At 46.4% G+C, this 26,639-nt stretch carries 24 protein-coding genes, 2 pseudogenes and 1 other annotated feature; of the genes and pseudogenes, 6 read left to right on the top strand and 20 right to left on the bottom strand.

What is annotated here, in order from left to right:
* Positions 1-49 precede the first annotated feature (49 nt).
* Positions 50-682: an NAAT family transporter gene (locus ACH97_RS00315; protein ID WP_020452994.1), complete on the bottom strand. Its 633-nt coding sequence runs from the start codon at positions 680-682 to the stop codon at positions 50-52.
* Positions 683-842: 160 nt separating this feature from the next.
* Here ACH97_RS00315 and ACH97_RS00310 point away from each other — a divergent pair, with 160 nt between their 5' ends.
* Positions 843-1,622, top strand: coding sequence for a zinc ribbon domain-containing protein (locus ACH97_RS00310; protein WP_020452995.1), 780 nt, complete (start codon positions 843-845; stop codon positions 1,620-1,622).
* Between the two features lie 43 nt (positions 1,623-1,665).
* On the opposite strand, the gene ACH97_RS00305 is transcribed toward ACH97_RS00310, so the two are convergent.
* Both ACH97_RS00305 and ACH97_RS00300 read right to left on the bottom strand, forming a co-directional pair.
* Complete coding sequence (locus ACH97_RS00305) at positions 1,666-3,444, bottom strand: zinc ribbon domain-containing protein (RefSeq protein WP_048350319.1); 1,779 nt, start codon at positions 3,442-3,444, stop codon at positions 1,666-1,668.
* Positions 3,445-3,574: 130 nt separating this feature from the next.
* Positions 3,575-4,522 carry an ABC transporter substrate-binding protein gene (locus ACH97_RS00300; protein WP_020452997.1) on the bottom strand — a complete coding sequence of 316 codons (948 nt, stop codon included), beginning with the start codon at positions 4,520-4,522 and terminating at the stop codon, positions 3,575-3,577.
* A gap of 292 nt (positions 4,523-4,814) precedes the next feature.
* On the opposite strand from ACH97_RS00300, the pseudogene ACH97_RS00295 reads away from it, so the two are divergent.
* A pseudogene (locus ACH97_RS00295) lies at positions 4,815-5,279 on the top strand (methyl-accepting chemotaxis protein); the annotation flags it as partial.
* A 283-nt stretch (positions 5,280-5,562) separates the two neighbouring features.
* Here the strand turns inward: ACH97_RS00295 and ACH97_RS24565 are convergent.
* A complete protein-coding gene (locus ACH97_RS24565) occupies positions 5,563-5,736 on the bottom strand; it encodes a glycine zipper domain-containing protein (RefSeq protein WP_023856319.1) in 174 nt (57 codons plus the stop codon).
* Positions 5,737-5,925: 189 nt separating this feature from the next.
* Here ACH97_RS24565 and ACH97_RS00290 point away from each other — a divergent pair, with 189 nt between their 5' ends.
* Positions 5,926-6,315, top strand: a complete 390-nt coding sequence (locus tag ACH97_RS00290; protein WP_020452999.1) for a hypothetical protein — start codon at positions 5,926-5,928, stop codon at positions 6,313-6,315.
* A 304-nt stretch (positions 6,316-6,619) separates the two neighbouring features.
* Here ACH97_RS00290 and ACH97_RS24360 read toward each other — a convergent pair whose 3' ends face one another.
* The 8 genes from ACH97_RS24360 to ACH97_RS00255 all read right to left on the bottom strand — a co-directional run bounded on the left by ACH97_RS24360 (position 6,620) and on the right by ACH97_RS00255 (position 14,742).
* Positions 6,620-6,700: a putative holin-like toxin gene (locus ACH97_RS24360; RefSeq protein WP_095292191.1), complete on the bottom strand. Its 81-nt coding sequence runs from the start codon at positions 6,698-6,700 to the stop codon at positions 6,620-6,622.
* Between the two features lie 197 nt (positions 6,701-6,897).
* The gene (locus ACH97_RS00285; RefSeq protein WP_020453000.1) at positions 6,898-7,530 is read right to left on the bottom strand and encodes a type 1 glutamine amidotransferase family protein; all 633 of its coding nucleotides are present in this window, start codon (positions 7,528-7,530) and stop codon (positions 6,898-6,900) included.
* Positions 7,531-7,666: 136 nt separating this feature from the next.
* Positions 7,667-8,959, bottom strand: coding sequence for a phosphopyruvate hydratase (eno, locus tag ACH97_RS00280; RefSeq protein ID WP_020453001.1), 1,293 nt, complete (start codon positions 8,957-8,959; stop codon positions 7,667-7,669).
* Between the two features lie 22 nt (positions 8,960-8,981).
* Positions 8,982-10,517 carry a 2,3-bisphosphoglycerate-independent phosphoglycerate mutase gene (gpmI, locus tag ACH97_RS00275; RefSeq protein WP_020453002.1) on the bottom strand — a complete coding sequence of 512 codons (1,536 nt, stop codon included), beginning with the start codon at positions 10,515-10,517 and terminating at the stop codon, positions 8,982-8,984.
* Entirely contained in the window at positions 10,510-11,271 is a 762-nt protein-coding gene (tpiA, locus tag ACH97_RS00270) for a triose-phosphate isomerase (protein ID WP_020453003.1), read from the bottom strand. Before tpiA ends, gpmI begins: the two co-directional genes overlap by 8 nt.
* Positions 11,272-11,301: 30 nt before the next feature.
* Positions 11,302-12,486 carry a phosphoglycerate kinase gene (locus ACH97_RS00265; RefSeq protein WP_020453004.1) on the bottom strand — a complete coding sequence of 395 codons (1,185 nt, stop codon included), beginning with the start codon at positions 12,484-12,486 and terminating at the stop codon, positions 11,302-11,304.
* A gap of 174 nt (positions 12,487-12,660) precedes the next feature.
* A complete protein-coding gene (gap, locus tag ACH97_RS00260; protein ID WP_020453005.1) occupies positions 12,661-13,668 on the bottom strand; it encodes a type I glyceraldehyde-3-phosphate dehydrogenase in 1,008 nt (335 codons plus the stop codon).
* A 33-nt stretch (positions 13,669-13,701) separates the two neighbouring features.
* The gene (locus ACH97_RS00255) at positions 13,702-14,742 is read right to left on the bottom strand and encodes a sugar-binding transcriptional regulator (protein ID WP_020453006.1); all 1,041 of its coding nucleotides are present in this window, start codon (positions 14,740-14,742) and stop codon (positions 13,702-13,704) included.
* Positions 14,743-15,034: 292 nt separating this feature from the next.
* Between ACH97_RS00255 and ACH97_RS23895 the strand changes: the two are divergent.
* Positions 15,035-15,132 (top strand): annotated as a pseudogene (locus ACH97_RS23895) (hypothetical protein); the annotation flags it as partial.
* An 89-nt stretch (positions 15,133-15,221) separates the two neighbouring features.
* Here the strand turns inward: ACH97_RS23895 and ACH97_RS00250 are convergent.
* Both ACH97_RS00250 and ACH97_RS00245 read right to left on the bottom strand, forming a co-directional pair.
* On the bottom strand, positions 15,222-16,229 hold the full coding sequence (locus tag ACH97_RS00250) for an LLM class flavin-dependent oxidoreductase (protein ID WP_020453007.1): 1,008 nt from the start codon (positions 16,227-16,229) through the stop codon (positions 15,222-15,224).
* A gap of 139 nt (positions 16,230-16,368) precedes the next feature.
* Complete coding sequence (locus ACH97_RS00245) at positions 16,369-17,736, bottom strand: amino acid permease (protein WP_020453008.1); 1,368 nt, start codon at positions 17,734-17,736, stop codon at positions 16,369-16,371.
* Between the two features lie 61 nt (positions 17,737-17,797).
* Positions 17,798-18,054: a binding site (T-box leader), on the bottom strand.
* Between the two features lie 314 nt (positions 18,055-18,368).
* On the opposite strand from ACH97_RS00245, the gene ACH97_RS00235 reads away from it, so the two are divergent.
* Positions 18,369-18,842 (top strand): hypothetical protein, encoded by a 474-nt coding sequence (locus ACH97_RS00235; protein ID WP_020453009.1) that lies wholly within the window; start codon positions 18,369-18,371, stop codon positions 18,840-18,842.
* A gap of 153 nt (positions 18,843-18,995) precedes the next feature.
* Here ACH97_RS00235 and ACH97_RS00230 read toward each other — a convergent pair whose 3' ends face one another.
* The 6 genes from ACH97_RS00230 to lutR all read right to left on the bottom strand — a co-directional run bounded on the left by ACH97_RS00230 (position 18,996) and on the right by lutR (position 24,730).
* Positions 18,996-19,922: an ABC transporter ATP-binding protein gene (locus tag ACH97_RS00230; RefSeq protein WP_020453010.1), complete on the bottom strand. Its 927-nt coding sequence runs from the start codon at positions 19,920-19,922 to the stop codon at positions 18,996-18,998.
* Complete coding sequence (locus ACH97_RS00225) at positions 19,922-20,611, bottom strand: ABC transporter permease subunit (protein ID WP_020453011.1); 690 nt, start codon at positions 20,609-20,611, stop codon at positions 19,922-19,924. Before ACH97_RS00225 ends, ACH97_RS00230 begins: the two co-directional genes overlap by 1 nt.
* 336 nt (positions 20,612-20,947) lie before the next feature.
* A complete protein-coding gene (locus ACH97_RS00220; RefSeq protein WP_020453012.1) occupies positions 20,948-21,670 on the bottom strand; it encodes a LutC/YkgG family protein in 723 nt (240 codons plus the stop codon).
* Entirely contained in the window at positions 21,667-23,100 is a 1,434-nt protein-coding gene (locus ACH97_RS00215) for a LutB/LldF family L-lactate oxidation iron-sulfur protein (protein WP_020453013.1), read from the bottom strand. Before ACH97_RS00215 ends, ACH97_RS00220 begins: the two co-directional genes overlap by 4 nt.
* 42 nt (positions 23,101-23,142) lie before the next feature.
* Positions 23,143-23,859, bottom strand: coding sequence for a (Fe-S)-binding protein (locus ACH97_RS00210; RefSeq protein ID WP_020453014.1), 717 nt, complete (start codon positions 23,857-23,859; stop codon positions 23,143-23,145).
* Positions 23,860-23,989: 130 nt separating this feature from the next.
* Positions 23,990-24,730 carry an L-lactate utilization/bacilysin biosynthesis transcriptional regulator LutR gene (gene lutR / locus ACH97_RS00205; RefSeq protein WP_020453015.1) on the bottom strand — a complete coding sequence of 247 codons (741 nt, stop codon included), beginning with the start codon at positions 24,728-24,730 and terminating at the stop codon, positions 23,990-23,992.
* Between the two features lie 201 nt (positions 24,731-24,931).
* On the opposite strand from lutR, the gene lutP reads away from it, so the two are divergent.
* On the top strand, positions 24,932-26,623 hold the full coding sequence (gene lutP, locus ACH97_RS00200; protein ID WP_020453016.1) for an L-lactate permease LutP: 1,692 nt from the start codon (positions 24,932-24,934) through the stop codon (positions 26,621-26,623).
* The last annotated feature ends 16 nt before the right edge of the window (positions 26,624-26,639 follow it).

Here is a 26,639-nt window from a genome sequence, read left to right as displayed (position 1 = left end):
TGAAAAAAAGCTGCAAAGAATAAAGCAGCTTTTTTTGCTTTTTCTCCAATCATCCCGACAAAACCGGAAACATCCCTTTTAAGCCCGTGCCGATCATGCCGACCGCCACGACCGCCAAAATCAAGCCCATCAGCCGGGTGATCACATTCATTTCCGTCTGCCCCAATTTGTTGCTGATCAGCGTCGAATAATGAAAAGCCGCAAACGTCAGCAGGAGGACGGCGGCGATGCCGATGATCATACCGCCAAAATGAACCAGGCTGCGGCTGCCGGCCGAAAGGCTCATCACCGTTGCAATCGTTCCGGGCCCCGAAATGATCGGAATGCTGAGCGGCGTCACCGAGATATCCTCTTTTTCCTTGCTCTCGCGGTGCTCATCATGATGGAGCGACTGAACATGAGACTGCTTCGCATTCAGCAGATTGTAGGCAATTCCGAAAATAAAAATACCGCCGGCAACTCGCAACGCATGGATGTTGATGTCAAAAAGCCTGAAGATGAACTCTCCGAATATGAGAAACGCGATCAGAATCAGAAACGATAAAATTGCTGCCTTTCTCGCCAATGCGGTGCGTTCTTTTGCTTCATAGCCTTCTGTGAGCGCCAAAAAGATCGGCACATTGCCTATCGGATTTGTGACGGCGAACAATGATACAAAAACATGGATGATAAAAGCAAACACGGTTTACCACTCCTTTCTTCGTAAAAAAATATGGGTAATCGATTTTTACCTCCGACGTTGGCCGCTTAAACTTTCAAAAAACAATGTCATCTTGCGGCACTTTCCTTTATAATAATTTTTTATAGGATAAAATAACTATTTCAAAGGAGATTTTATTTTTATGACATGTTCAAAGTGCGGCCATCAAACAGATGGCGGAAAATTTTGTGAGCAGTGCGGGGCAAGCTTGGCAGGCGGCAGTGCTGACAGCAAGGCTCCCGCTGAAACGCCGCAGGCAGCGAGGTACACGGAGGCGGCGAAACAAGCGTCTTCCATGTATTTTTCCTTTTGTTTAAAGGTATTGAAACGACCGTATACCGAAATGAAAAACGCGGGGGAACAGCACATCCTCAACAGCATCATCACAATGGTGATCTTTGCGCTTACAGTGCCGCTGATGTTTTACTTCGGCCTCAAAGGCTTTTTTGACTCTCTGGGGGACTATTCCGGATTATTCGGCCGATCCTACGCAATGCCGACATTTTTTGATATCGTCGTCAAGCCCGCTTTTACCTTTGCTATTTATATTTTCTTATTATTTGTTTTTACATACGCAGGTGTGCGCATTCGAGGTGTGCAAGCGACATTTAAGGAAGTGCTCGGACGGTTTGGAACGGTGCTTGTTCCTTTCGTCGCACTTCTGCTCGCCGCATTGCTCTTATCATTCATGCAAACGGGTTTGTTTGTATACATTCTTTTCTTTGCCCTTTGCGGTATCGCCTTTTTAATTCCGCCGGCTGTCATCTTGAGCTACCACGAAAAAGCGGCAGGCGCTGTTGATACGATTTACGCGACGCTGATCGTCTATTTGCTGACATTTATGTCTGTGCGGATCATGGGAGATTTGTTTCTTGAATATTTCGGAAGGATCGGAGGCTCTATATTAGGGCGGCTGTTTTAGTGAAGTAAAAAGCCTTTTTTCCTCAAAGGAAAAAGGCTTTTTTTTATTCTATTGACGTCAAGAGCAATTGTCCGTTCTCGATGGAGGCATGATATGTCCAATGGTACGTTTTTAACTGTTCTTTTCCGCCTTTAATGATATTGATTTTCTCCGTTGTCTTAATCGTTGCCTCCCGCCCGTTTTGCTTCCAGCTGTTTACGCTGAAATCTGCAACTTCTTCCTGCGTCCCGCTGCTGTGCAGTTTAGTGACAAGTTTCTTTTGATCGTTGTACAGCGGACTTCCTTCTTTCAAGCTATCGCGGACAAGGCCGAAATTGTTTGTGTTGATGGCGCCTTGAAGACCGTATAAATACGTTTCAATGGCGGAAGCAACCTTTTGATCAGTGAGCTCTTCATCTGCTGATGCATTGTTCACAGCTCCTTTTGCCGAAGCCCATGCCGATGTGTATTCCTTCGGATTGTCATTTTTGATTTCTTTTTGATGTTCGATATTGATAACGGCTTCAGGATCGCTTTTTTCGACGAACCACTTTTTCTTGCTTTCTGAATAGACCAGTGTGTACGTATAGCCGTTATCGTTTTCTTCCAGTTCAGGGGCACTGTAGTCGTCATAATAAGCCGATTTATGCTTTTCAATCACCTTGACCTCTGTTTTCCATTGCCCGTCTTCTTTGTACAGCCGAAACGAATCAAGATCAAATACGGTAGATAAGTAGGTGCCTTTATAGTAGGTGCTGCTGCTTTTCAGCCCGTCCGTGACCTCTTTCAGGCTAGTTTGATAAGACGTCGCGGCCAGTGTCATGCCGCTGACATCGCCGCTTGCAAAGGCCTTTGCTGCTGCTTTTGTATGACTGACGACCGTGGTCATCATCTCATCCATAAATTCCTTGTCTGAAGCAAGATTGACTTCGATTTCCCCGCTTTCAATCGGCGTTTTTTCGCTTTTCAGCTTCCCCCACGGAAATTGCGCCTCAACCGCAGCAGTCATTGAACCGTCAGCCAGCACGGGTCCGAATTCAGTTCCTTTGAACGGGTTGATCTTCATCTCCTGATCATTGATCCAGAGCGTTCCTTTCAAGTTTTCATAGCCTTCTCCAAAGACGAGCTTTGCCATGTGCCCGTCAAGATCCGCATTAACCTTCACATCACCTTGGAGGGCAGTGACCTTTTCCGCTTTTTCAAGGTCGGCGATTCCGCTTTTCAGCTTTGCCTTCACCTCGTAAATACCGGGAACAAACGGGCCGATTTTTTTCTCGAAGTTTTCTTTTTCTGTTGTGATGACCTTCTCACCGTTAACAAACAGGCCGGTATCTTTATAGTTTGTCTTAACCGTTAAATAGACAGGCGCCGTGTTCAAGACATAGTTGTCATAGATCCAAAAACGTCTGCCCTTTTTTTCGATCGTCATCAATGGATGGCCGGCACCGCTCTTTAAGGATGAGATCAGCTCTTTTTCTTCATCCGGATGTTCTTTCAAATAATCGAGGAGCGGCTTGACGTTTTTCTCCGTGACAGCCAGATCCACGTCTGATGATTGAAGCAGTTTTGCTGCTTTCTTGGCATCTTTCTGATCGAGGGCAGCTTCAAAATCGGAAATCAGTTTTTCCTTTGAAGTGAGTGCTTCACCGGTTTTATAGCCGGCAAACAATAAAATCAAGCAGGCCGCGATTGCTGCCATGATGATGATTCTTTTTCGTGTCATCGCACGCTGATACCCCGCCGCCTGATCGGAAGCTCGTTCCTCGTCCGCCCGCGCGCCGCAATGCTTGCAATACAGCGCATTTTTTGTTCGTTCCCTTCCACATTCCTTGCAAAAATCCATGACTTTCCTCCTATCAAACTTAAACCTCGTTAGTCATTTTATACTATATTTATCGTAAGAAGGGAGTTAATCTTAAGGCAGCATCAAAAAAAGCCAAACGAATGCGCTGATCCGTTTGACTTTTTTTTCATTATTTTAAAAAGTATTTTTCGATATCATCAAGCATCAGATTCGCTGCAAGGACGCCCCCGGCTGTATTCCAGACGGCATCGCTCACTTTATGGACGTTTCCTTTTTTGGAGACGCTTAAATTTTTAAAGAGCGGATCGTTGATATAGTCTTTCTCAATGGCGCTTGCTTTGTCATCGCCTGTCTCATACGTGTAATAAAAAAGCACGTCTCCATCCATATCAGGAATTTGCTCCTTTGTCACTTCCATTTGTCCGAGATCGTTGGCTTCCTGGCCTTTAGGCCTTGCAAAACCGAGCTGATCCAAAACCGTTCCGGCAAACGATCCCTTGTGATAGATGCGGGTATCGGCATCTGTAAAGCGGACGAGAGAGACTTTTTGCTTCACTTTATCGCCGAGCTTTTCATGAATGTCTTCAACACGCTTGTCAAAGTCAGCGATGACTTTTTCGCCTTCTGCTTTTTTATTGAGCGCCTCGGCTGTCAGCTTAAAGTTGTCTTTCCATTCCCCTGACAATGTCTCGGCAAATACGGTCGGCGCGATTGCTTTCAGCTTGTCGTATACTTCTTCTTGGCGAACTTTATTGCCGATGATTAGGTCAGGCTTCAGGCTCGCGATTTTTTCAATATTCGGCGCAGCTTCCGTTCCGACGTTCTCTACGCCTTTCATTTTATCTTTAATATGATCATACCATGGATCTCCCAGCCAGGATTGAACGGCGCCGATAGGTTTAACACCCAGGGCGAGCACTGCTTCTGTCGCTTCATTCGTCAGCACAACGACTTTTTTCGGAGTGCCGTCAATTGTCGCTGTTCCCATTGCGTGCTTTACAGTATAGGAATCTTTGCTGTCGTTCTTCTCCGCAGCTTGTTCTTTCTCTTGATTTCCACAGGCGGCTAATATAAGGAAAAGCGCAGCGAACAGCGCAAACCATTTAAAACGTTTCATGATATGCTGTATCCCCTTTTCTCAAATGATTTTCATTATCAATTAGATTATATAATGAAACAACCCAAAGTCAATATGAAATTCCTATAAATCTGCTTTGGATGATGCTGAAGACCGTTTTTAAGCTGTTGTACAGGTGGGATTATCCAGTGGAATCGGCGAAAAGCCGATAAAGCTTAATCAGAGGTTTAAGGAGGTTCTATTTTGAAAGCATTCGCTTTTGAAAACTTGCCAACTCTTTTGAAAATCATGATCTTGATCCCGCTGCTTGCAGCCGTTCTGAGAGAGAACATTAAACGCTGCTATTGAAGCGGCGAGAGCTGGTGAATCAGGAAAAGGGTTCGCCGTCGTGGCTGAGGAAGTCCGCAAGCTTGCCGAGGAAACAAAAAATGCTTCGACTGATATTTCAGCTACCATCCACTCAATACAAGACGGGATAACCCATTCAGTCGAATCGATGAAAGACAGCCAGCAAGCTGCACATACAGGCATCGAAAAAGTCAAACAAACGGGGCAGTCCTTTACAAGCATCCATCAATCTATCCATGATGTGACAGCAAATATTCAGCTTATCAAAGATGATATCCAAGCTGTTGAAGAACATACAAAACAAATGCGCGATATCGTCAAACAAGTGCACGATTATTCAGTGAACACAAACGAAAACCTAAACAATTCATCCGCTTTAACAGAGGAGCAGTCATCGATTACGGCAGAAATCGCCAAAGCATCAGAAGACCTGGCGGTTATAGCGTAGGACCTTCAAGAAAAGATTTCTCAGTTTAAAATGTAGAGCAATTAAATAACACCCTCGCTTAAAAGACGCAAGGGTGTTATTTTTATTTTGAAGATAAGTAAAAAAATCATAAAGTGATACATAATGTCCAACACATTTAAGTCCATTGAATGTAGTATGTATGATTTATTTTTTATGCTTTGTCAAAAAAATAACCAAATAGAACATTTAACAGTACTCTCATCTTGACAGCCAAATAGTTAGAATCCTGTACGTGGCATAGATGTTTAATTAAAAGATCACTCTATTTATTGTTTATCTTTTTGTATCGAATATAAAAAGAAAGATCTATTAACGATCCAAGCATTATTCCTATAGAAAGACCATACGATAAAATATTAAAAACGACTCCAAGGAAAAGCCCTAAACAAAAACCGATTACAAGAAATACCGCGCCATCCCCTTTATAATGTTTCAAATTAAACAGCTCCTTAAATGTATAAGTTAATTATAGCATATTCTCCCAAAAATTCTTTTAATACCATGAAACTCCATTCAACTATTTTTTCTTAATAAAACAATAGTTTTTTAGTTCAAACACTAAGATAATTATTCCGCTTTTACTTCTGAATACTTATAGTGTATATTTTCAAGTGGAGGGATTTAAATGAAAAATTTGGCTTTATCCATTCTCTATCTTTTAGGATTTGTGATGTTAAGCAGCTGGTCGGCTTCATTTGGAGAAATGTTCGGAGTCAATGTTTCAGCTATACCTCAGTTTATTTTAGCGATGCTGTTCACACTTATCATAGGAGGCTATACGGGTCTTCCTTTAATTTATATCAAATTCAAAAGATCTGAAACGTTGTTTTTCACGAATCAAAAGGTCTTCCTCATCACCTTAGGATTGGGTGTGCTGCTTTCCTGCGCGGCTTACAGCCTTCAGCAAACGCTCTCTTCCATTGCGATTGCACTGCTGTCGATCATTGGTTTTTTGATCATTGGCATTAGCGGTTTTCTTCCCGCCTGGCTTCTGAAACCTGTGAAAAGTCTGTGATAACGGGTGGGCTTTTTCTTAGGCTGAAGGGTTGTTGGAGCCCAAGGTTATAAACAGTGCTAGACAAAATGGGGCAGAAAATACCTTTCCGATTCATAAAAACAACAATTTGCTATCACCATTTACAAATTAATGAAAATTCCTTATGATATAGATGTAATCTCAGAAAGCATGTTGTATATATTAAGAAGACCGAAGTGCTCCAACACTTCGGCTTGTACAAAAAGCCGGCCCTTCGAAGGGGCTTGCTCAGATTGATCTAAAATAGACCACTCCCTATCACTTTCCAGGCTCAAGGGGCGGTCTATTTTTCTTTGTTCTTTGACAACATGGCAATCAGCATGCCAAAAGCAATCATTAAAGAGATTGTTTCATATGCTGTCACTTTTATCACCCCCTTTCAGAAGGGGATGAGCAAGACTTCCCTTGAGTGAGCAAAGCTTTTTATACGAGGTAGATTATACCATACCAAGCAGAGTGTTAAATAAAATAAAAAACCCTTTTCCCTCATGAAATTTGCTTATCTACCGAAAAAAATGCTCCTCCAGCGTCTAAAGCATCGTTCTCCTCATGGTCTTTGAGCTACTTATTGATCGAGTTCATTAACGTGAAGAAATATTCAGGTTGGCCGGTCTTATTGAGCTGATACCATGAATCCAATGTATCCGGTGCAAACACGTCTAATTTTTTCAGCACTTCCCTCGCGAATTCAAGAGGAGCCGTTCCTGATGCAGTAACCAGATTCTCATCAGATACCGCTGGGTCCATCTCATAAAATGGTTCTCCTTTATAATGGGGACAGACCATTTTCATATATGCCAGGTCATTGCTTGTATGCTTTCTTGAATTCAAGTATCCGTTATTCGCCAGTCCCGCAGTTGCGCCGCAAATTGCGGCAACCATCGCGCCAAGCTCTAAAGCTTCGCCGGCCTTTTTTAAGATCGGCTGATGAATCTCTTCTCCCCAAGTATTCCCTCCGGGTAAAATTAAAAGATCCGTACTCTCAAGCGTCCACTCATCAAGTGAGATATCCGGTTTGATGCGCAGCCCTCCCATCGTCGTCACCATTTCTTTAGTCACTCCTATTGTCATGACTTTTAAAGGTGCTGCATCTTTTTTGAAATATCTTCCCGAGTTCAGTTCGGCCATTAAATATCCATATTCCCAATCCGACATTGTAGGAAATGCATAAAGATAAACTGTTTTCGACTGCATCCATAACACTCCAATCTCAATTGATACAGCCTATTATAGTCAAAAACCCTGACAGCTCTTGTCAGGGTAAAGAAAAAATTTAGCTTTCACACAAAAAAGAGCTTGGCCGCATCAGCAGCCAAGCTTTTTTTTATGCTTACTTATTCAAGTTGTAGAAAGATTGAATACCGTGGTATTGAGCAGTTTCAGCCAACTGATCTTCGATGCGAAGAAGCTGGTTGTATTTCGCAACACGGTCCGTACGGGACGGAGCACCTGTTTTGATTTGTCCTGCGTTTGTTGCCACAGCGATGTCAGCGATTGTGCTGTCTTCAGTTTCACCAGAACGGTGAGAGATAACAGCAGTGTAGCCTGCGCGTTTCGCCATTTCGATCGCATCGAATGTTTCAGTCAATGTACCGATTTGGTTTACTTTGATCAGGATAGAGTTGCCGACGCCGTTTTTGATGCCTTCAGCAAGTTTTTTCGTGTTTGTAACGAAAAGGTCATCACCGACAAGCTGAACTTTTGAGCCAAGACGCTCAGTCAGAAGTTTGTGGCCTTCCCAGTCGTTTTCGTCAAGTCCGTCTTCGATAGAGATGATTGGGTATTTAGAAACCATTTCTTCGTACCAGTCAACCATTTCAGCAGATGTTTTCACAACGCCTTCGCCGGACAGATGGTATTTGCCGTCTTCTTTGTTGTAGAACTCAGAAGATGCAGCATCCATAGCCAATTTCACTTCTTCGCCAGGTTTGAAGCCGGCTTTTTCAATCGCTTCAACGATTGTTTGAAGCGCTTCTTCGTTAGAACCAAGGTTTGGAGCGAATCCGCCTTCATCACCTACAGCAGTGTTCATTCCTTTAGCAGAAAGAACTGATTTCAAGCTGTGGAAAATTTGTGCTCCCATGCGAAGTGCTTCGCGGAAGTTTTCCGCACCGACAGGCATGATCATGAATTCTTGAATGTCAACGTTGTTGTCCGCATGCTCTCCGCCGTTTACGATGTTCATCATCGGTACTGGGAGCGTTTTAGAGTTGAATCCTCCAAGGTATTGGTATAGAGGAATCTGTAAGAAATCCGCAGCTGCGCGGGCAACGGCCATTGATACGCCAAGGATGGCGTTGGCGCCGAGCTTGCCTTTATTTTCAGTTCCGTCAAGTTCGATCAGCAATTTGTCGATTGATACTTGCTCTGTCACATCAAAGCCGATAAGCTCAGGTGCGATGATTTCGTTTACGTTGTTAACGGCTGTTAAAACGCCTTTTCCAAGGTAGCGGTCTTTGTCGCCGTCGCGAAGCTCAACAGCTTCGTATTCACCAGTGGAAGCTCCGCTTGGAACAAGCGCGCGTCCAAAAGCTCCTGATTCAGTGTATACTTCAACTTCAACCGTCGGGTTACCGCGGGAGTCTAATACTTCACGTGCATAAACATCAACAATGTATGGCATGTTTGTTTCTCTCCTTTAAAGCTTATTTTTGAATTAATGACGATCCTGTCATTTCTTTCGGTTTTTCAACACCCAGCAAGTCTAAAAGAGTTGGCGCCAGATCCCCGAGGATTCCGCCTTCTCTTAATGTCACGCCTTCTTTTGTGACGATGACAGGAACCGGATTTGTCGTATGTGCGGTGTGCGGCTTGCCTTCTTCAGTAATCAGCACGTCTGCGTTACCGTGGTCGGCCGTAATAATCGCGTGGCCGCCTTTTGCAAGAATCGCATCAACGACTTCGCCGAGGCACTCGTCAACCGCTTCGATTGCTTTGACCGTCGGCTCGACTTTTCCTGAATGTCCGACCATGTCAGGGTTGGCAAAGTTGAGGATGATCGCGTTATGGTTTTCAGCCTCAATTTCTTTGACAAGCGCATCTTTTACTTCATATGCGCTCATTTCAGGTTTCAAGTCGTATGTTGCAACTTTAGGCGAGTCGATTAAGATTCGCTCTTCGCCAGGGAATTTCTCTTCGCGTCCGCCGCTCATAAAGAACGTAACGTGCGGATATTTTTCAGTTTCAGCGATGCGAAGCTGCTTCAACCCGTTTTGGGATAAAACTTCGCCGACTGTGTTGTCGAGATTGACCGGTTTGAATGCCACGTATCCGTCAACCGTTTCACTGAAATGTGTCAAGCAGACGAAATGAAGGTTTTTCGGATGCTTGTCTCCGCGGTCGAAATCGCGGAAGTCATCATTGGTGAACGTGTTGGAAATCTGGATCGCCCGGTCAGGTCTGAAGTTGTAGAAAATGACCGCATCGTTGTCCTTGATTGTCGCAACAGGCTCGCCGTTTTCTTTCGTGATGACGGAAGGAATGACGAATTCATCGTAAATTCCGTTTTCATAAGAATCTTTCACGACATCGAGCGGATTTTCATATTTCGGTCCTTCTCCGTATGCCATGGCGCGGTACGCTTTTTCGACGCGGTCCCAGCGCTTGTCTCGGTCCATTGAATAATAGCGGCCTGACAATGTTGCGATCTCGCCGACGCCGATTTCTTCGATTTGCTCCTGAAGCTCTTTGATGTACTTCTCAGCTGTTTGCGGGCCTACATCGCGGCCGTCAAGGAAGCCGTGAATATAGACGTTTTCAACGCCTTCTTTTTTCGCAAGCTTCAAGAGTGCGTACAAATGTTGAATGTGGCTGTGTACTCCGCCGTCAGACAGCAGTCCGAACAAGTGGAGGTTTGTGCCTTTTTCTTTGACGTGTTTCATCGCGTCTAAAAACGTTTCGTTCCGCTCAAATTCGCCTTCACGGATTGCGACGTTGACGCGCGTCAGGCTTTGATAGACGATCCGTCCGGCGCCAATGTTCAAGTGGCCGACTTCAGAGTTTCCCATTTGTCCTTCGGGAAGTCCGACCGCTTCGCCTGAAGCTGTCAGCGTCTGATGCGGATACTTGTTCCAATAGCGGTCAAAGTTCGGTTTCTTCGCTTGGGCTACGGCGTTTCCGACTGTTTCGTCCCTTAGTCCAAACCCATCCAAAATGATGAGTGCGGCCAATTTATTACTCATATTGACCTGCCTCCAGTAATTGCACGAAAGACTGCGGCTCAAGGCTTGCTCCGCCGACAAGAGCGCCGTCGATATCGGATTCGGCCATATATTCTTTAATGTTCGCAGGTTTTACGCTTCCACCGTACTGAATGCGGACGCTGTCTGCTGCAGCTTGTCCGAATTCTGATGCAACGGTTTTGCGGATGTGCGCGCATACTTCGTTTGCATCTTGTGCAGTTGAAGATTTGCCGGTTCCAATCGCCCAGATCGGCTCATAAGCGATCACGGAAGCAGCTACCTGTTCAGTTGTTAAACCTGCAAGTGCTTTTTTCACTTGGTCTGCAACAAGCTCGTTTGTTTTGTTTGCTTCGCGCTCTTCAAGCGTTTCACCTACGCAGATGATCGGCACGATGCCATATTTGAATGCAGCATGCGCTTTTTTGTTGACCGTTTCATCCGTTTCAGCAAACATTTCGCGGCGCTCGGAGTGGCCGATGACGCAGTATTCAACTCCGAGGTCTTTCAAAGCCGCAGGGCTGATTTCACCCGTGAAAGCACCGCTTTCTTCAAAGTGCATGTTTTGCGCGCCGACTTTCAGATCTGTACCTTTAACAGCTGATGCAAGCTTTTCAAGGAACAGTGCAGGCGCACAGACAACAGCTTCTGCTTTATCTGCTGCGGGAATGGAAGATTTCACTTCTTCAACGAAGCTGACAGCTTCTGAAAGCACTTTATTCATCTTCCAGTTACCGGCTATTATTGGTTTTCTCATGTGCTCCACTCCTTATGCTGTATATTTTGCTTACTTGTCGTTCAATGCTTTGACGCCAGGAAGTTCTTTTCCTTCCATAAACTCAAGGGAAGCTCCGCCGCCTGTTGAAATGTGGCTCATTTTGTCAGCAAGGCCGAACTTTTCTACAGCAGCTGCAGAGTCTCCGCCGCCGATGACAGAGTATGTATCTTTTGCCTCTGCTAAAGCTTCAGCGACAGCTTTTGTTCCTTTAGCGAACGCATCGAGTTCGAATACACCCATCGGTCCGTTCCAAACAACAAGCTTGCTGTTTTTAATGACGTCAGCATATGTTTTTCTTGTTTCCTCCCCGATGTCAAGGGCTTCCCAGTCGCTAGGGATTTCGCTGACCGGCACGACTTTCGTGTTGGCGTCGTTTGAGAAATCGTCAGCAACAAGCACGTCTGTAGGCATGTAGAAGTTCACGCCTTTTTCTTTGGCGCGGTCCATGAAAGATTTAGCCAATTCAATTTTATCTTCTTCAAGCAGGGATTTTCCTACTTCATGGCCCAGCGCTTTAACGAACGTGTAAGCAAGACCGCCGCCGATGATCAGGTTGTCTACTTTCTCAAGAAGACTTTCGATCACGCCGATTTTGTCTTTTACTTTTGCGCCGCCGATGATCGCTGTAAACGGACGTTCAGGGTTAGACAGTGCTTTGCCCAGCACTTCAAGCTCTTTTTCCATGAGGAAGCCTGCAACAGCAGGAAGGTGTTCAGCGATACCTGCTGTTGAAGCATGGGCACGGTGAGCCGCTCCGAATGCGTCATTGACATAAACGTCAGCCAGGTCGGCAAACGCTTTAGACAGCTCAGGATCATTCTTTTCCTCTCCCGGATAGAAGCGGACATTTTCCAATACGAGAATATCTCCGTCTTTCATTTCGGAAATTTGCGCTTTTACGGCGTCGCCGTAAGCTTCATCCGCTTTTTTCACTTCTTTGCCGATCAGTTCGCCGAGGCGTGCGGCTACCGGCGTTAAGCGAAGCTCTTCTGAAACCTGGCCTTTCGGACGGCCCAAGTGGCTTGCAAGAAGAACTTTCGCTCCCTGCTCTGTTAAGTATTGAATCGTCGGAAGTGCGGCGCGGATTCTCGTATCATCCGTCACTTTTCCGTCCTTCATCGGAACGTTAAAGTCAACACGGCAGAAAACAACACGGCCTTTTACATCAATGTCTTTTACTGATTTTTTGTTCATGGCTTTTAGGAGATCCTCCTTTTAATGTTTTACAAGCCTGAAAACGGAAATCCCCGGGCGGCTTAATTGGCGCCGATATGGAAAAAGGGAAAGGGAGTGTGTGTCCCCTTCCCTTGTCCGCTTTCATTATAGCGCTTCTCTCATCAAGAACCAAGTCTGATTCTGGTTTCCGGATTAAAGACCTTGTTTTGCGATGTAAGCGGCAAGGTCAACTACACGGTGAGAATATCCGCTTTCGTTGTCATACCAAGAAATAACTTTAACCATGCTGCCTTCCATAACCATTGTAGAAAGAGCATCGATTGTAGAAGAGTTTGCATTGCCGTTGTAGTCTTTAGAAACAAGCGGCTCTTCGCTGTAGCCAAGAACGCCTTGAAGTTCGCCTTCTGCTGCTTCTTTAAACGCTGCGTTTACTTCTTCTGCTGTTACTTCTTTGTCAAGTTCAGCAACCAGGTCAACAAGTGATACGTTTGGTGTTGGAACACGCATTGCTCCGCCGTTCAGTTTTCCTTTCAATTCAGGAAGTACAAGAGAAACGGCTTTCGCTGCACCAGTTGTTGTAGGAATGATGCTTTCAGCTGCCGCACGCGCACGACGGTAGTCTTTGTGCGGAAGATCCAGGATTTGCTGATCGTTTGTGTAAGAGTGAACAGTTGTCATCATACCGCGTTTGATGCCGAATTTGTCGTTCAGAACTTTTGCAAACGGCGCAAGGCAGTTTGTTGTGCAAGATGCGTTAGAGATTACATCGTGGTTAGCCGCATCGTATTTATCTTCGTTAACACCCATAACGATTGTAATATCTTCTTCACTCGCAGGAGCTGAGATGATAACTTTTTTCGCGCCGGCTTCCAAATGTTTCGCCGCGTCTGCGCGTTTTGTGAAGAAACCAGTAGATTCAACTACGATTTCAACGCCTTGTTTGCCCCAGCTAAGTTTAGAAGGATCGCGCTCTGCTGTAACTTGGATTGTTTGACCGTTAACAACTAGGTTGTTTCCGTCAACAGAAACCTCTGCGTCCAATTTTCCGTGTACTGAATCATATTGTAATAGGTGAGCAAGCATGTTAGCGTCTGTCAAATCGTTAACTGCTACAACCTCAACTTCAGGATTATTTAATGCTGCGCGGAATACATTGCGTCCAATACGACCAAAACCATTAATACCGACTTTTACTGCCATGATGATTTCCTCCTTTAAGTAAATAAGAGATATTTAATTTATATTGAGGGAAGAAGCTTCCCTTAATAACTGTTTCGCGGCTCCTTCATCAGTGATCAAAACCGTGTTGCGCGGCTTTTTGAAGTACGCCTCTATCGCGTCCGCTTTTGACGAGCCTCCCGCCACCGCAATGATGTTCGGGATTGAATCAAGATCTTCGAGCTGGATTCCAACGCTGTGCACTTTGTGAATGACTTCTCCGTGGCGGTCGAAATAGTAGCCGAACGCTTCTGCAACTGCCTCATTTTCTTCTATTTTCTTCAAATCTTCCTTCGGTGTATTTCTTCGTTCTGCCATTGTTTTAGCATCCCCGATTCCATGGATCACCATACTGGACGATTGAATTGTCTGAAGCACTTCTTTAATAGAAGGCTCTTCAATGATAGAAGAATATGCTTCTTTGCTCAGCTCACCCGGCACAAATAACAGTCTGTATGTACCGGAAGCTTTTTCAGCCATATGGGCGCAAATCGTATTGGCCTGATTCCTGACGTTTTCGCCGAGCCCGCCTCTTGCCGGAACAAAAAGCAGCTTGCGGTTTTTCGAGTCAGGCGTCATCATTTCTGCCACGGCCTCAAGCGTCGTACCTCCGGTTACGGCGACGATATTTTCCCCCGTAAACCTGTTTTTCATGCATGCGACGGCCGCTCTCCCCATCTCTTTTTTGACCCATGGGGACTGGTCGCTGTCTCCCGATACAATGATGACTTCGTCGAGGTTCAACCTCTCTTTTAATGTATTTTCCAAATGGGTTAAACCTAAAACATCCTTCATCGTATCTTCGAGAACTTTCAGCAGGTTGGATCCTTCAAGTGTCAATATCATGCCGGTTGTTTTAATCTCTAGTAGATTTTGTTCTTTTAAAAACTGAACCTCCGCCCTTAAAATCCGCTCGCTGATGCCGAGACTGGCGGCAAGGCTTCTTCTGCCGATCGGTTCAGTCAGCCTTATGTACTGCAAAATTTTGTACCTTTTCTGCATGACATCGAGAAGATCCGGCAATAATTTTTTTTGAGCCTGTATTAGTTGATTCATGCCAAAACGTTCCTTTCATCTCGTCCTGGACAAATAATGTCCCGTAGTGACTGAAAACGTCCCACCTCAGCCAAAAAAAATTGCTCCTGCTTACATTCCTTATTGTAACAGGGTTAAAATGTTTATTCAACTGTTAAGAATCAATTCATCGACAACATTCGCGCGAATGTTCACACATCTGTATTAATTATTGTCCCTGTTGATTTCTATACTATACATATTTCATGAAAACGTGCCTCAATGAAAAAAAACTATGAATGCCATTGCGTATTACTGACCGGAAATATTCAAAATGAATCTGGCTGTCCAACGTTCTGGGACGTTTGAATGGGGTGTAATACCGGATGGTGGTCGATGCTCGCGTACGGTATGGTACCGTCCCTCATCTTCGTCTATTTTCAAAAATAAATATATTGCTAAAGTACGTACTCAAAAAAAAAGCAACGGGCGGTTTTTCCGTTCCGTTGCTTTGTTGCCGTTTATCCATTTTTCCAGACATCAGCAATGATTTCAAACGAGCGGAGTCTATCAGCATGGTCAAACGTTTCTGAATTGATCATGATCTCGTCCGCCTGAGTCGTACGGATGAATTCTTCAAGCTTTTCTTTCACACTGTCCGGCCCGCCGATGATCGTTGAGCTGAGCTGCTCATTCACCATCGCTTTTTCACGCGGCGTCCAAATCTGATCCATATCATCTACAGGCGGCTTAAGCTGAGTCGGGGCGCCGCGGACAAGATCCAAAAACTTCTGATAGTGCGATGTTGCAAGGCGCTGCGCTTGCGCGTCTGTATCGGCTGCGATCACGGTCACCCCGACCATCGCATAAGGCTCCTCCAAGACGCCCGGCTTAAACGAACTGCGGTACAGTTCCAAAGCAGGCAGCGTATTGGCCGGCGAAAAATGAGCCGCAAATGCAAACGGCAAACCGAGTTCCCCGGCAAGCCGGGCGCTGAATCCGCTTGAACCGAGAAGCCAAATCGGCACATCAAGCCCTTCGCCCGGTATGGCGCGCACGTGATTTCTTACATTGCCGGACGGCTTAAAATACTGGCGGAGTTCTTCAAGCTGCTCGGGAAAATCCTCCCCGCTGCTTATATTTCTTCTTAATGCGCGGGCGGTTAATTGATCCGTACCCGGAGCGCGCCCCAGTCCTAAATCGATTCTGCCTGGATAAAGGGATTCAAGCGTTCCGAACTGTTCGGCGATAACGAGCGGGGAATGGTTCGGCAGCATAATCCCTCCCGAACCGATGCGCATCTTCTTGGTGCCCCCGGCGATATAACCGATCAAAACAGAGGTAGCCGAGCTCGCAACGCCTTCGATATTATGGTGTTCAGCCAGCCAGAACCTGTGGTATCCCCATCTTTCGGCATGCTGCGCCAAATCCATAGATTGTTTAAAAGATTGTCCCGCATCTCCGCCTTGTACGATAGGAGACAGATTTAATACGGAATACTTCGTATTTTTGAAATGCTGTTTTGACATTGTCTTTCCTTCTTCCTGAAGTGTAGTGGTCATGTAATTAGACGATAACATAATCGTTCAGGTGAATAAAAGAAATTAGTTCGAAAAAAATCGAACTAATGTGTTAAAAGCTTGCCTCCCTGCGGAGGCAAGCCTTTTTTTAAGAAGCGGACGTTTGGCCGGCTGTCTGGTTCCTTCCTTTAAAGAAATAAGCAGCGCTAATGAGCAGATAGATTCCCGCCGTCACCAATGTAATGACAATCGATGTGGTCAGGATGACACCGATCAGTATCGCTGTCAGTGAAATGATTGCCAGCCAAGTCGTATAAGGGAACCATTTGACATAGTAGCCGTTCCCCGCTGTTTGATTCCGTTTCCTCGATTTTAAATGGGCAGCGGCAATCAGCATCCAGATCACAAGGACGGTATAGCCGAGAGACCCCATCAAATATTCAAACGTTTGGCTGCCGGCAAACAGTGAAAACAATACGCCCAAGTATAAGAAAGAAGTACATAATAGAATCGAATAAACCGGCACTTTTCTCACGGAAAGTCTCGAAAAGATTTTCGGCATTCTTCCGTCTGATGCCTGTGTATACATTATTCGGGAGGCGCCGTAAAGCCCTGAGTTCATCGAAGAAATGACCGCCAGTAAAATGACCGCATTCATCAAATGATCCGCTCCGGGAATGCCGATCATCTTAAAGACCATAACAAAAGGACTCTCCGACACACCGTTGACTTGATTCCATGGAATCAAGCTGACGATCACGAAAAACGGCAGAAGATAAAAAGCAATAATGCGCGTCAACGTTCCACGCACGGCTTTAGGCACGACCTTCTCAGGGTTTTTGGTTTCCGCCAGTGTCACCCCGATAATTTCGGTTCCGCCATAGGAATAGATCACAACTAGCATGGCTGTAATCAGCCCTCCGGCGCCATTCGGGAAGAAGCCGCCATGGTCTGTCAAATGAGTAAAACCAACAGCTGAGTGTTGTCCAAAAGAGAAAAATAACAAGATAAATCCGGATATAATAAAGACGACAATCACTGTGATTTTAATAAGGGCAAGCCAGTATTCCGTCTCGGCAAAGCTTTTGACAGAAAGCAAATTCACGCTCGTAATGACGAGTGAAACGAACAGCGCCAGCACCCAGATCGGCAGCCCCGGCAGCCAGTACTGCAAAAATATCGCGGCGACAACAGCCTCTGCCGCAATATTGAGAACCCACATTTTCCAGTATATCCAGTCTAAAAAATAAGCGGCATACGGCCCTAATATTGATTGAACAAGATCCCTGAATGTTCTGGCTTCACTGTTTCGGACAGCCATCTCGGCAAGCCCCTGCATGATAAACAGCAAAATCACGCCGCCGATCAAGTAGGCGATCATGACCGAAGGCCCCGCCAAATCGATCGCTTTGCTGCTTCCTTTAAATAATCCTGCTCCAATGGCTCCGCCCAATGCCATCATCATAATATGCCGCGATGTCATTGTGCGCTCGAGCTTCTGCATGTCTTTCTCCATCTATGTTCACTTCCTCTAGTAAAATGAAAAAAGCTCACCGTCTCCCTCTTCGATTTGAAGATAAAGAGACGATGAGCTTTGAAGCTTACCGCGGTACCACTCTTTTTGATTCTATGCCAAGAATCCAGCTTTGCGATGCACAGCCATGCTGTGCAAACCTGTTAACGAAGGTTAATCGTAATGTCCTCAGGAATTGATGTCCGTCCTTTAGCCAGTCCACTCCCGGGCGAGTTCAAAGGTTCATTGGTCTGCGTCGCACCTACCCGCAGCTCTCTTTGCCAATGCCGATCTTTTACTGCTCCCGTTCATTGTGTTTTCTTCTGCCTGAAATATATTCATATAATATACGTGCCGATCTTGACTTTGTCAACATCAAATCCACTGCCAAAAAATAAAAATTAAAATTTTTCTCTTTTTTCAAGGATAATTGCCTTTCCCATTGGAAAATACAAGGGAAGATATGCACAACTTTCATGATGATGGAGCATTCCCCAGAAGAGGGAAATATAAAAATCGGCGGATATCCCCCGAAAAAAATAGTTAAATTGAAATATTATTCAAACTTTACAAAATATTTTAACGATGATAGAGTGTGAACCGAATCATCACATCAGCTAAAGGAGGAAGAGAACGTGAAAAAACTTTCGTTTATGGTGATCTTGTCCGTATTGACGCTCGTCTTTGGTTCATCGTCCGTAAGCTTTGCGAAAAACATTCCTGAAGACAGATATACAACACCTACAGATGCTGAATTTAGCCAGATGAAAGAGATTTTAAACGACGCTGATATTGAAACCGGCAATTTGCAGAAGGATTACGGCGTGATTGTCAATGATCCCGCTGAAAAAGTCGGCGTCATATCAGACATCCCCGCCGAAAAAGACGACTGGAGCCATGTCAGCTTCCATTCCTACTATGTCGACCTCAACAGCAACACTCTTATCGCTGATGTTCAATTTGAATTCACACAAAACGGTGACGGCACTTCGGAAACCGAGTACAAAAACGTAACAAACGGAGGCAGGTATTTCGTCAAGATGGACCAAGACGGAAATGTCATTGATGAAGAAACGACCGGCGACATGTCGATTTTGGGGAAATACTAGAAACCGAGCGCCCCTTATGGAAAACGCCTTTATTCAAAGGCGTTTTTTTGTTCGGGCATTTAATAGATCTATCCATTGACGTCATTCGCATCTGCAAGACTAAAGGCATGATGCCCGAACAGATCCGGGTTCATTCCTATCAAATTCTTTCTGTCAAGAAACAACGCGTTCCTCAGAGCTGTCCATAAAGATGTCTTCAAGCGACGGTTCATCGACGTGAATTCTGTAGATTCCCACTTTGCAGTTCGTTAATACTCTGACAATGGCGGGAATTTTTTCTTCTGAATTGACGGTGATCGAAATCTCATGGTGATTGAATTGAACGTTTTCACCAGCTGACTCAAGAAAACGGTCGATCAGGCCGAAATGCTGATCGGGAATAGTCGAATGGCGAATGTGAACGCTTATGTTCGACATGAAATGCCTCCTTAATTCATCGAGCGTGCCTTCTATTAAAATGCGGCCGTTTTTCATGATGGCGATTCGCGTACAGATTTTCTCTATCTCATGCAGGTTGTGTGATGTCATAAATACCGTCTTACCTTCTTTTTGCAAATCCATAATCAGCTTTTGAATGTGCAGGGCCGATTCGGCATCGACACCTGATGTCGGTTCATCCAAAAAGATGAGCTCGGGGTCGTGGATGATCGCCTGGGCGATGCCGAGCTTTTTTTTCATACCGAATGAATAGGCGCCCGATTTTTTTTCAGCATGCTCAGTGAACCCAACTCTCTCTAAGACTTCTTCGCACCGCTCAGTCGATACGGCTTGTCCGTTCAGCTTTGCAAAATACTTCAAATGCCCGACTGCTGTCATTGAATCATAGAGGGTCAAATAATCAGGTAAAACGCCGATGCGATGCTTGACGTTTTCAATCGAAGCATCATTTAACAGCAGAAAACTGCCGGCTGTCGGCTCGATAATGCCTGTGATCATATTCATGAACGTAGATTTCCCCGCACCGTTACGGCCGAGGAAACCGTAAATCTCTCCTTTTTCGACTTGGAGGTCGACATGATTGACGACGGTTTTAGCCCCGTAGCTTTTCATCAGCCCTTTTGCCTCGATCACCACATCCATTATAAATCTCTCCTTTTAAACAAAACGATCGCACCGCAAAGAACGATGGCCGCGTAGACAAAGTTGATGAAAACAAAAGAACCGCCCAGCACGGAGTAATAGTACGGTGTTAAATATTTAAACCAGGTGATCATGCCGTTCTCTGAATAAACAGTCCATAAGCTGACCGCGGGAAAGACGAGCGCAAACACGATTCCGAAAAACATGGACATGGCGGGCCTTGAAATCACGATGGAAAATAAAAGGTTCAAAGAGATTGCAGCTGTAAGAAACGCCATGCTGTCTGCATAACTCATCCATAAAAACTCTTTTGAGGCGATCATCACCAAGGTGTACGAAACGAGCATGCAGAAAAACCAAAACAGCCAGACGCCAAAAAACTTTCCCAGAATGATCTTGATCCGCGAGGTTTTCGTCACAAGAAATCTGACCGTCCGGGCATGGACTTCGCGGTTGATCATGTCATGGGAAAGTCCAGCGATAAACAGGAAACCGAGAGCAAAAACAATAACCGCCGTTCCGATTGCGTTTGCATCGCTTCCTAAATCCAATTCGCGCACAAAGTCCGCAGGCGCCTGTTCGATCAATCCTGCAGTCTTATAGCTCACCCAAAACATAATAATAATGACAATAATCGACTTGATGCTTTTAAAAAGACTGATAAATTCATTCAGACATACCGCCCGCATACGAGTCACTCCTTCACTATTCTCCATTATAGTGAGTGAACATTATCGGGAAATAATCTTATCCTTAACATTACCTTAAATTTTAATAGGCTATTTCTTACAGGGGTGTTTCCGAGAATCATAAATGAGATGCAAGTGGCTTGAACCAGCGGCAGAAATGGGGATACAGAGCCGGAAAACTGATAAAAACACCATTTTAATATAACAAGTTCCGCTATTTTATAACTGGCAAAAAAAGTGGAATGATGCGGAAAATCGGGAAATGCCGGAATTGTCATATCGCTAAATAAAAAAAGATTAGCTCTGCATGAGGCTAATCTTTTTGTTATCGTCTAATTACCGGTCAGTCACGACAATATATGCCGCTTTTACCGGGCCGTGGACACCGACTACAAGGTCCATTTCGATGTCGGCTGAATTGCTCGGTCCAGTGACATAGTTGATGCAGGACGGGATGACGTCGCCGTCTGCAACCTTTTGTTTGATCATTGCGCTTGCCTGTGTCATCCGCGGGACGATGGTGCTTTTCGGGACGATCGCAATATATGTCGTCGGCAGCAAGCTGACAGATCGTCCTTTGTCTTTTGAACTGAAGAGGACGACCGTTCCGGATTCAGCAAGCGTGATCTCGCTGAATGTCACGCCGATGTTAGCCTGTTCGGCCCGCTGGATATTTTCATCTCCGGCCGCTGCATTCCATTCCCACACTTTTGTCCCCTCATTCGGCCACTTGTCTGTTAACAGGCCTGACAGTCCGTACTCTTTAAAACGGTCATCTTTCGGAATGATGACAGGCCCGCCTCCAAATCGTGATGCTTGTTCATACAAGGCATCATGCAAGCCGATGACATCCGTTTCAATCAGCTCCGTATGAATCTTTCGGCAGTGGTCCTTTAAGACGCCGACAAGCTCATCCTGTGTATAGCCTTGATATACCCGGTGCTGCGGCTGATACGTATAATCGGGAACGGTGACACCTGCCGAACGCCTGTTGCGGCCGAGCCTTTCCGCAATCCGGTTTAAAAAGCCGTCTTTATTTTGGATTGTTCCGTTTGTCATCTGTCTTCCCCTTTCTCTTTCCGTCTGTCCTCAAACCAGTCGCGGAACCTTGACTTGTTCGGCGCGGGGAAGTCGCGAATCTGGGTCCACTGTTTTAACGGACCCGGTCCCTTCGTTATTTTGCCGTCTTCGTTAAACGGCTTCATGGCTGCCGGCGCCCATTTGGAGCCCATTTTATATAGAGATGGCGCAGAAGTTCCCAAGCCGAACGCTTTCATCGCGAGCTTCTCGGATATCGGTGCGCGCCCTTCTTTTTCAACGATGCGCTGCCGGTGCTTCAGAAGCAGTTCGTGAAGCGGGATTTTTACCGGACATGCTTCAGAGCATGCCGCACATAACGAAGAGGCGTACGGCAGTTCTTTATAATCGTCATATCCGCCGAGCAGCGGCGACAATACGGCTCCGATCGGGCCTGAATAGATCGAACCGTAAGAATGCCCGCCGACATGGCGGTATACGGGACAAACATTGATGCAGGCCGCACAGCGGATGCATTGGAGGACGGATTGAAACTCCGTTCCGAGAATGTTCGAACGCCCGTTGTCAATGATGACGAGGTGAAACTCTTCGGGTCCGTCCGCTTCACCGGGCAGCCGCGGCCCTGTCAGCGCCGTGATATAGCTTGTCAGCCGCTGTCCGACAGCGCTTCTTGTGAGCATGCCGACGAGAACCTCAAACTCGTCGAATGAAGGGACGATCCGCTCCATCCCCATCACGGTAATCTGCGTCTTCGGAACGGTCGTGACGAGACGTCCGTTTCCCTCGTTTGTGACAAGGCTGACAGACCCCGTATCGGCAATCGCAAAATTGCAGCCCGTAATGCCGATGTCAGCCTCGAGAAATTTCTTTCTGAGCACGGCGCGCGCGTGCATGACAAGCTCTTCCGGCTTTTCGGTGTTGCGGTAGCCGATCCGCTCTTTGAAGACGTCGCGGATTTGCTCTTTGTTTTTATGCAAAGCAGGTGCGACGATATGTGACGGCGGATCATGATCATCGATTTGGAGGATGTATTCGCCCAAATCGGTTTCGACCACTTCGCAGCCGTCGCGTTCAAGCGCCTCGTTCATGTTGATTTCTTCGGTCACCATTGATTTTGATTTCACGATTTTTTTGCCGTTTTTCTTTTTCACGACATCGCGAATATAGCCTGTCGCTTCTTCGGCCGTCTGTGCAAAGAATACGTACCCGCCTTTTTTGGCGACATTTTCGGCGAGCTGTTCTAGGTAGTAGTCCAGGTTTTCGAGCACGTGCTGCCTGATTTCCTCGGCCTGAGACCGCCATTCTTCCCAGTTCCCGAGCTCTTCCGCCGCCTCAAGACGGCGCGCTCTCAAGCGCTCCTGCGCACTTGAAACAGCCCCCCTCATAAACTCGTTTTCGAGCCCGTCTGATACGCGCTCTTTAAATTTCTGCGTTCCGATCTTCATTGCCATAACGAATGTCCCCCTCTATCTGTGAAATGACCGGATGTCTGTTTATCTGCTGTTCAGCACTTCTGCGATGTGCATGACTTCAATCGGCTTGTTCTTTCTCCCGATCCGTCCGCCGATATTCATCAAGCAGCCGCAGTCCGCCCCGATTAACACATCTGCGGCGGTTTCTTCGACACACGCCACTTTCTCATCGACCATCTGTTCGGATATTTGCGACATCTTCACCGAAAAAGTCCCCCCGAATCCGCAGCAGTCGTGTTTGCGCGGCAGCGGCGTGAACTCCAGTCCCTTCACATGCCGAAGCAGCTTCATCGGCGCGTCTGTGACGCCCAAAAGCCTTGTCATATGGCATGACGTATGATAAGTCGCCTTTTTCTCAAGTGTCGCCCCAACGTCTTCAACCTTCAAAACGTTGACGATAAAATCGGTCAGCTCATACGTTTTGTCAGCCAGCCGCTGCGCTTTTTCCGCCCAGGCCGGCTCATCCCGGAAAAGGTGCGGATACTCCTTGAACATAAAAGCGCACGATCCTGAAGGGCTGACGACGTATTCGGCTGATTCAAATGTCTCAATCATCCGTCTCATCGCTTTTTTGGAATCTTTGACATAGCCGCTGTTGTACGCAGGCTGGCCGCAGCAGATCTGCCCTTCGGGAAAATCCACTTCACATCCGAGCCGCTCAAGCAGTTCAACCGTCGCTTTTCCGACATTTGACTGAAACATGTCAACCAAACACGTGATAAACAGTGATACTTTCATCTTGATCCCCTCTCCAACCCGATAAATCAGGTCATCTGATGACTTGGTTAGAAAACCCTCTTTCTCCATCTTACACCTTGGTAAAATTTTTTGAAAGGGGTTTCTTTTTCGTTTTCACTCGGGCCGCTGCTTATATGGCCGGCTCGTCGGCCTGTTTCGTTTCTTCAAAATATGAGGCCAGCACATTTTCCACATTCGTCAGATGATTGTGCATCGCCTGTTCTGCTTTTTGGCCGTCTTTTTCCATCACAGCCTGATAGATGGCATCGTGTTCCTCATAAAGGCGCTTAACGGTTGTGTTCTTCGAGAACAGCCAAATTTTGCGCGTCTCCCTCATCGTCTCAATTAAGAGTGATGACACATGATTCATCAAGCCTTTCAGCAGATCGTTTTGCGAGGCGCCGGCAAGCGCAAGATGAAACGCGAGGTCGGCTTTTTCGCCAAGTTCGCCGTTCCCATCCGCCTGCTTCATATCCTCAAGTGCGGCCTGCATGCGCCCGAGATCTTCTTCTGTGCGTTTTTGAGCCGCACTTGAAACAGCTCCGATTTCAAGAATCTTACGGACTTCGAGCAGTTCAGCGACGTCTTTCTTTTTCATCAAAAGCGCAGCCGAAAGGGGGATGGAAATTTGCTCAGGCTCAAACCTTTTCACATACGTTCCTTCCCCCTGCTTCATTTCGACCATCCCCATCGCTTTTAACGCAGACAGCGCTTCCCTGACGGCCGAACGGCTGACCTGAAAGCTTTCGGCGAGCGCCTGAACGGAGTCAAGCTTATCACCTGGCTCAAGCTCTCCGCTTTTAATCGATTCAAGAAGCGCTTCTGCGACTTCTTCGTATATTTTTTTCGTCTTGATTTGTTTGTATTTCAACTTTTTTCACCTCGTAACCAGACTGGGCATGATGCGCTATTTTTTATTATACCGTTCTTTCCGTCCGGAACATATAGACTTCGGCTCCATGCAAAAAAAGATTGTAATTTATGACATTGAGAAATATAATGCTAAATGATCAGTCTTATCATCATGTCATCAGATGACTGAGTGAGACTTTGAACAAAGGGGGAATTGGAGATGGGATGGACGCAAGATTATACTCCGCTGGGGAACAGTTTGCTGCTCTCTTCGCTTGCAGCGCTTATACCGATTTTGTATTTTTTCTGGGCTCTGGCAATCAAAAGAATGAAAGGGCATACAGCGGGTGTGTCGACTTTGCTGATTGCGCTCGCGCTGGCCGTTTTCGTATACGGCATGCCCGCTCATCAGGCTGTGATGTCGGCTTCACAAGGGGCGGTTTACGGGCTGCTTCCGATCGGCTGGATCATTGTGACTTCCGTTTTTTTGTACAAGCTTACAGTCAAAACCGGCCAATTTGAAATCATCAGGAGCTCGGTATTATCGATCACAGATGACCGCCGTTTGCAAGCACTTTTGATAGCGTTTTCATTCGGGGCGTTTTTAGAAGGAGCGGCAGGCTTCGGCGCCCCTGTCGCGATCTCGGCCGCATTGCTTGTCGGCCTCGGCTTCAATCCGTTGTACGCGGCGGGCATATGCCTGATCGCCAACACGGCGCCTGTCGCTTTCGGAGCGATCGGCATTCCGATTATCGCGGTTGAAGGGCCGACGGGGATTCCTGCGATGGACATTTCAAAAATGGTCGGACGCCAGCTCCCATTTTTATCTGTATTTATTCCGTTTTATTTGATTATCATCATGAGCGGCTTGAAAAGGGCTTGGGAAGTGCTGCCGGCGATTCTCGTGTCGGGTGTCTCTTTTGCCGTTACACAGTATGTAAGCTCAAACTTTCTGGGGCCTGAGCTCCCGGATATTTTGTCAGCCATCGTATCGCTTATCGCGCTCGCTGTATTCTTAAAATTTTGGAAACCGAAAACGATATTCAGATTTTCACATGAAAAGGAAATGGCCGCTGCCGCGGAGGCGCAGCAGCTTGAACATCAAAAGGCCTCATACTCGGCTGGGCAGATTTTCAAGGCGTGGACACCGTTTTTGCTGCTCACGGCAATGGTCTCCATCTGGGGAATTCCAGCTGTCAAACAGGCGCTGACAGGCCATTACGAAGGGTCAAATCCATTGCTGCTGTTCATTAGTGATATCGGCGGCAGGCTGACGTTCGCGCCCGGTGTGCCTTTTTTGCACAATCAAATTCTCGATGGCTCCGGAAAACCGCTTGAAGCTCTTTATAAACTTGATCTCGCCGGATCTGCGGGAACGGCGATCCTGATTGCCGCCGTACTGACAAAGTTTGTCACAGGCATGCCTTGGAAAGAATGGGGCGCCGTGTTTACAGAATCGCTGAAAGAACTCGGCAAGCCGATATTAACGATCGCTTCCGTTGTCGGTTTTGCCTATGTCACCAACTCTTCGGGCATGAGCACAACACTTGGCATGTCCCTTGCGATGACGGGTTCAATGTTCGCATTCTTTTCTCCCGTTCTTGGCTGGCTCGGCGTCTTTATAACCGGTTCAGATACGTCGGCCAATTTGCTTTTCGGCAGTCTGCAAAAAGTGACGGCACAGTCGGTCGGAATGGAGCCGGTGCTGTCTGTGGCGGCCAACTCTTCGGGCGGCGTCACCGGAAAGATGATCTCTCCGCAGTCGATTGCTGTCGCCTGCGCAGCCGTCGGACTGGCAGGAAAGGAATCCGATTTGCTGCGCTTTACACTGAAACACAGCCTGTTTCTTCTGTTCCTGGTTTGCATGATCACGTTCCTGCAGCATCACCTGTTTGCGTGGATGATCCCGTAAAAAAGCCGCCGGCGTT

Source organism: Bacillus paralicheniformis (assembly GCF_001042485.2).
Taxonomy (GTDB): domain Bacteria; phylum Bacillota; class Bacilli; order Bacillales; family Bacillaceae; genus Bacillus; species Bacillus paralicheniformis.
Note: the sequence above shows the minus strand (reverse complement) of the source record. Positions and strands in the feature narration are given on the sequence as shown.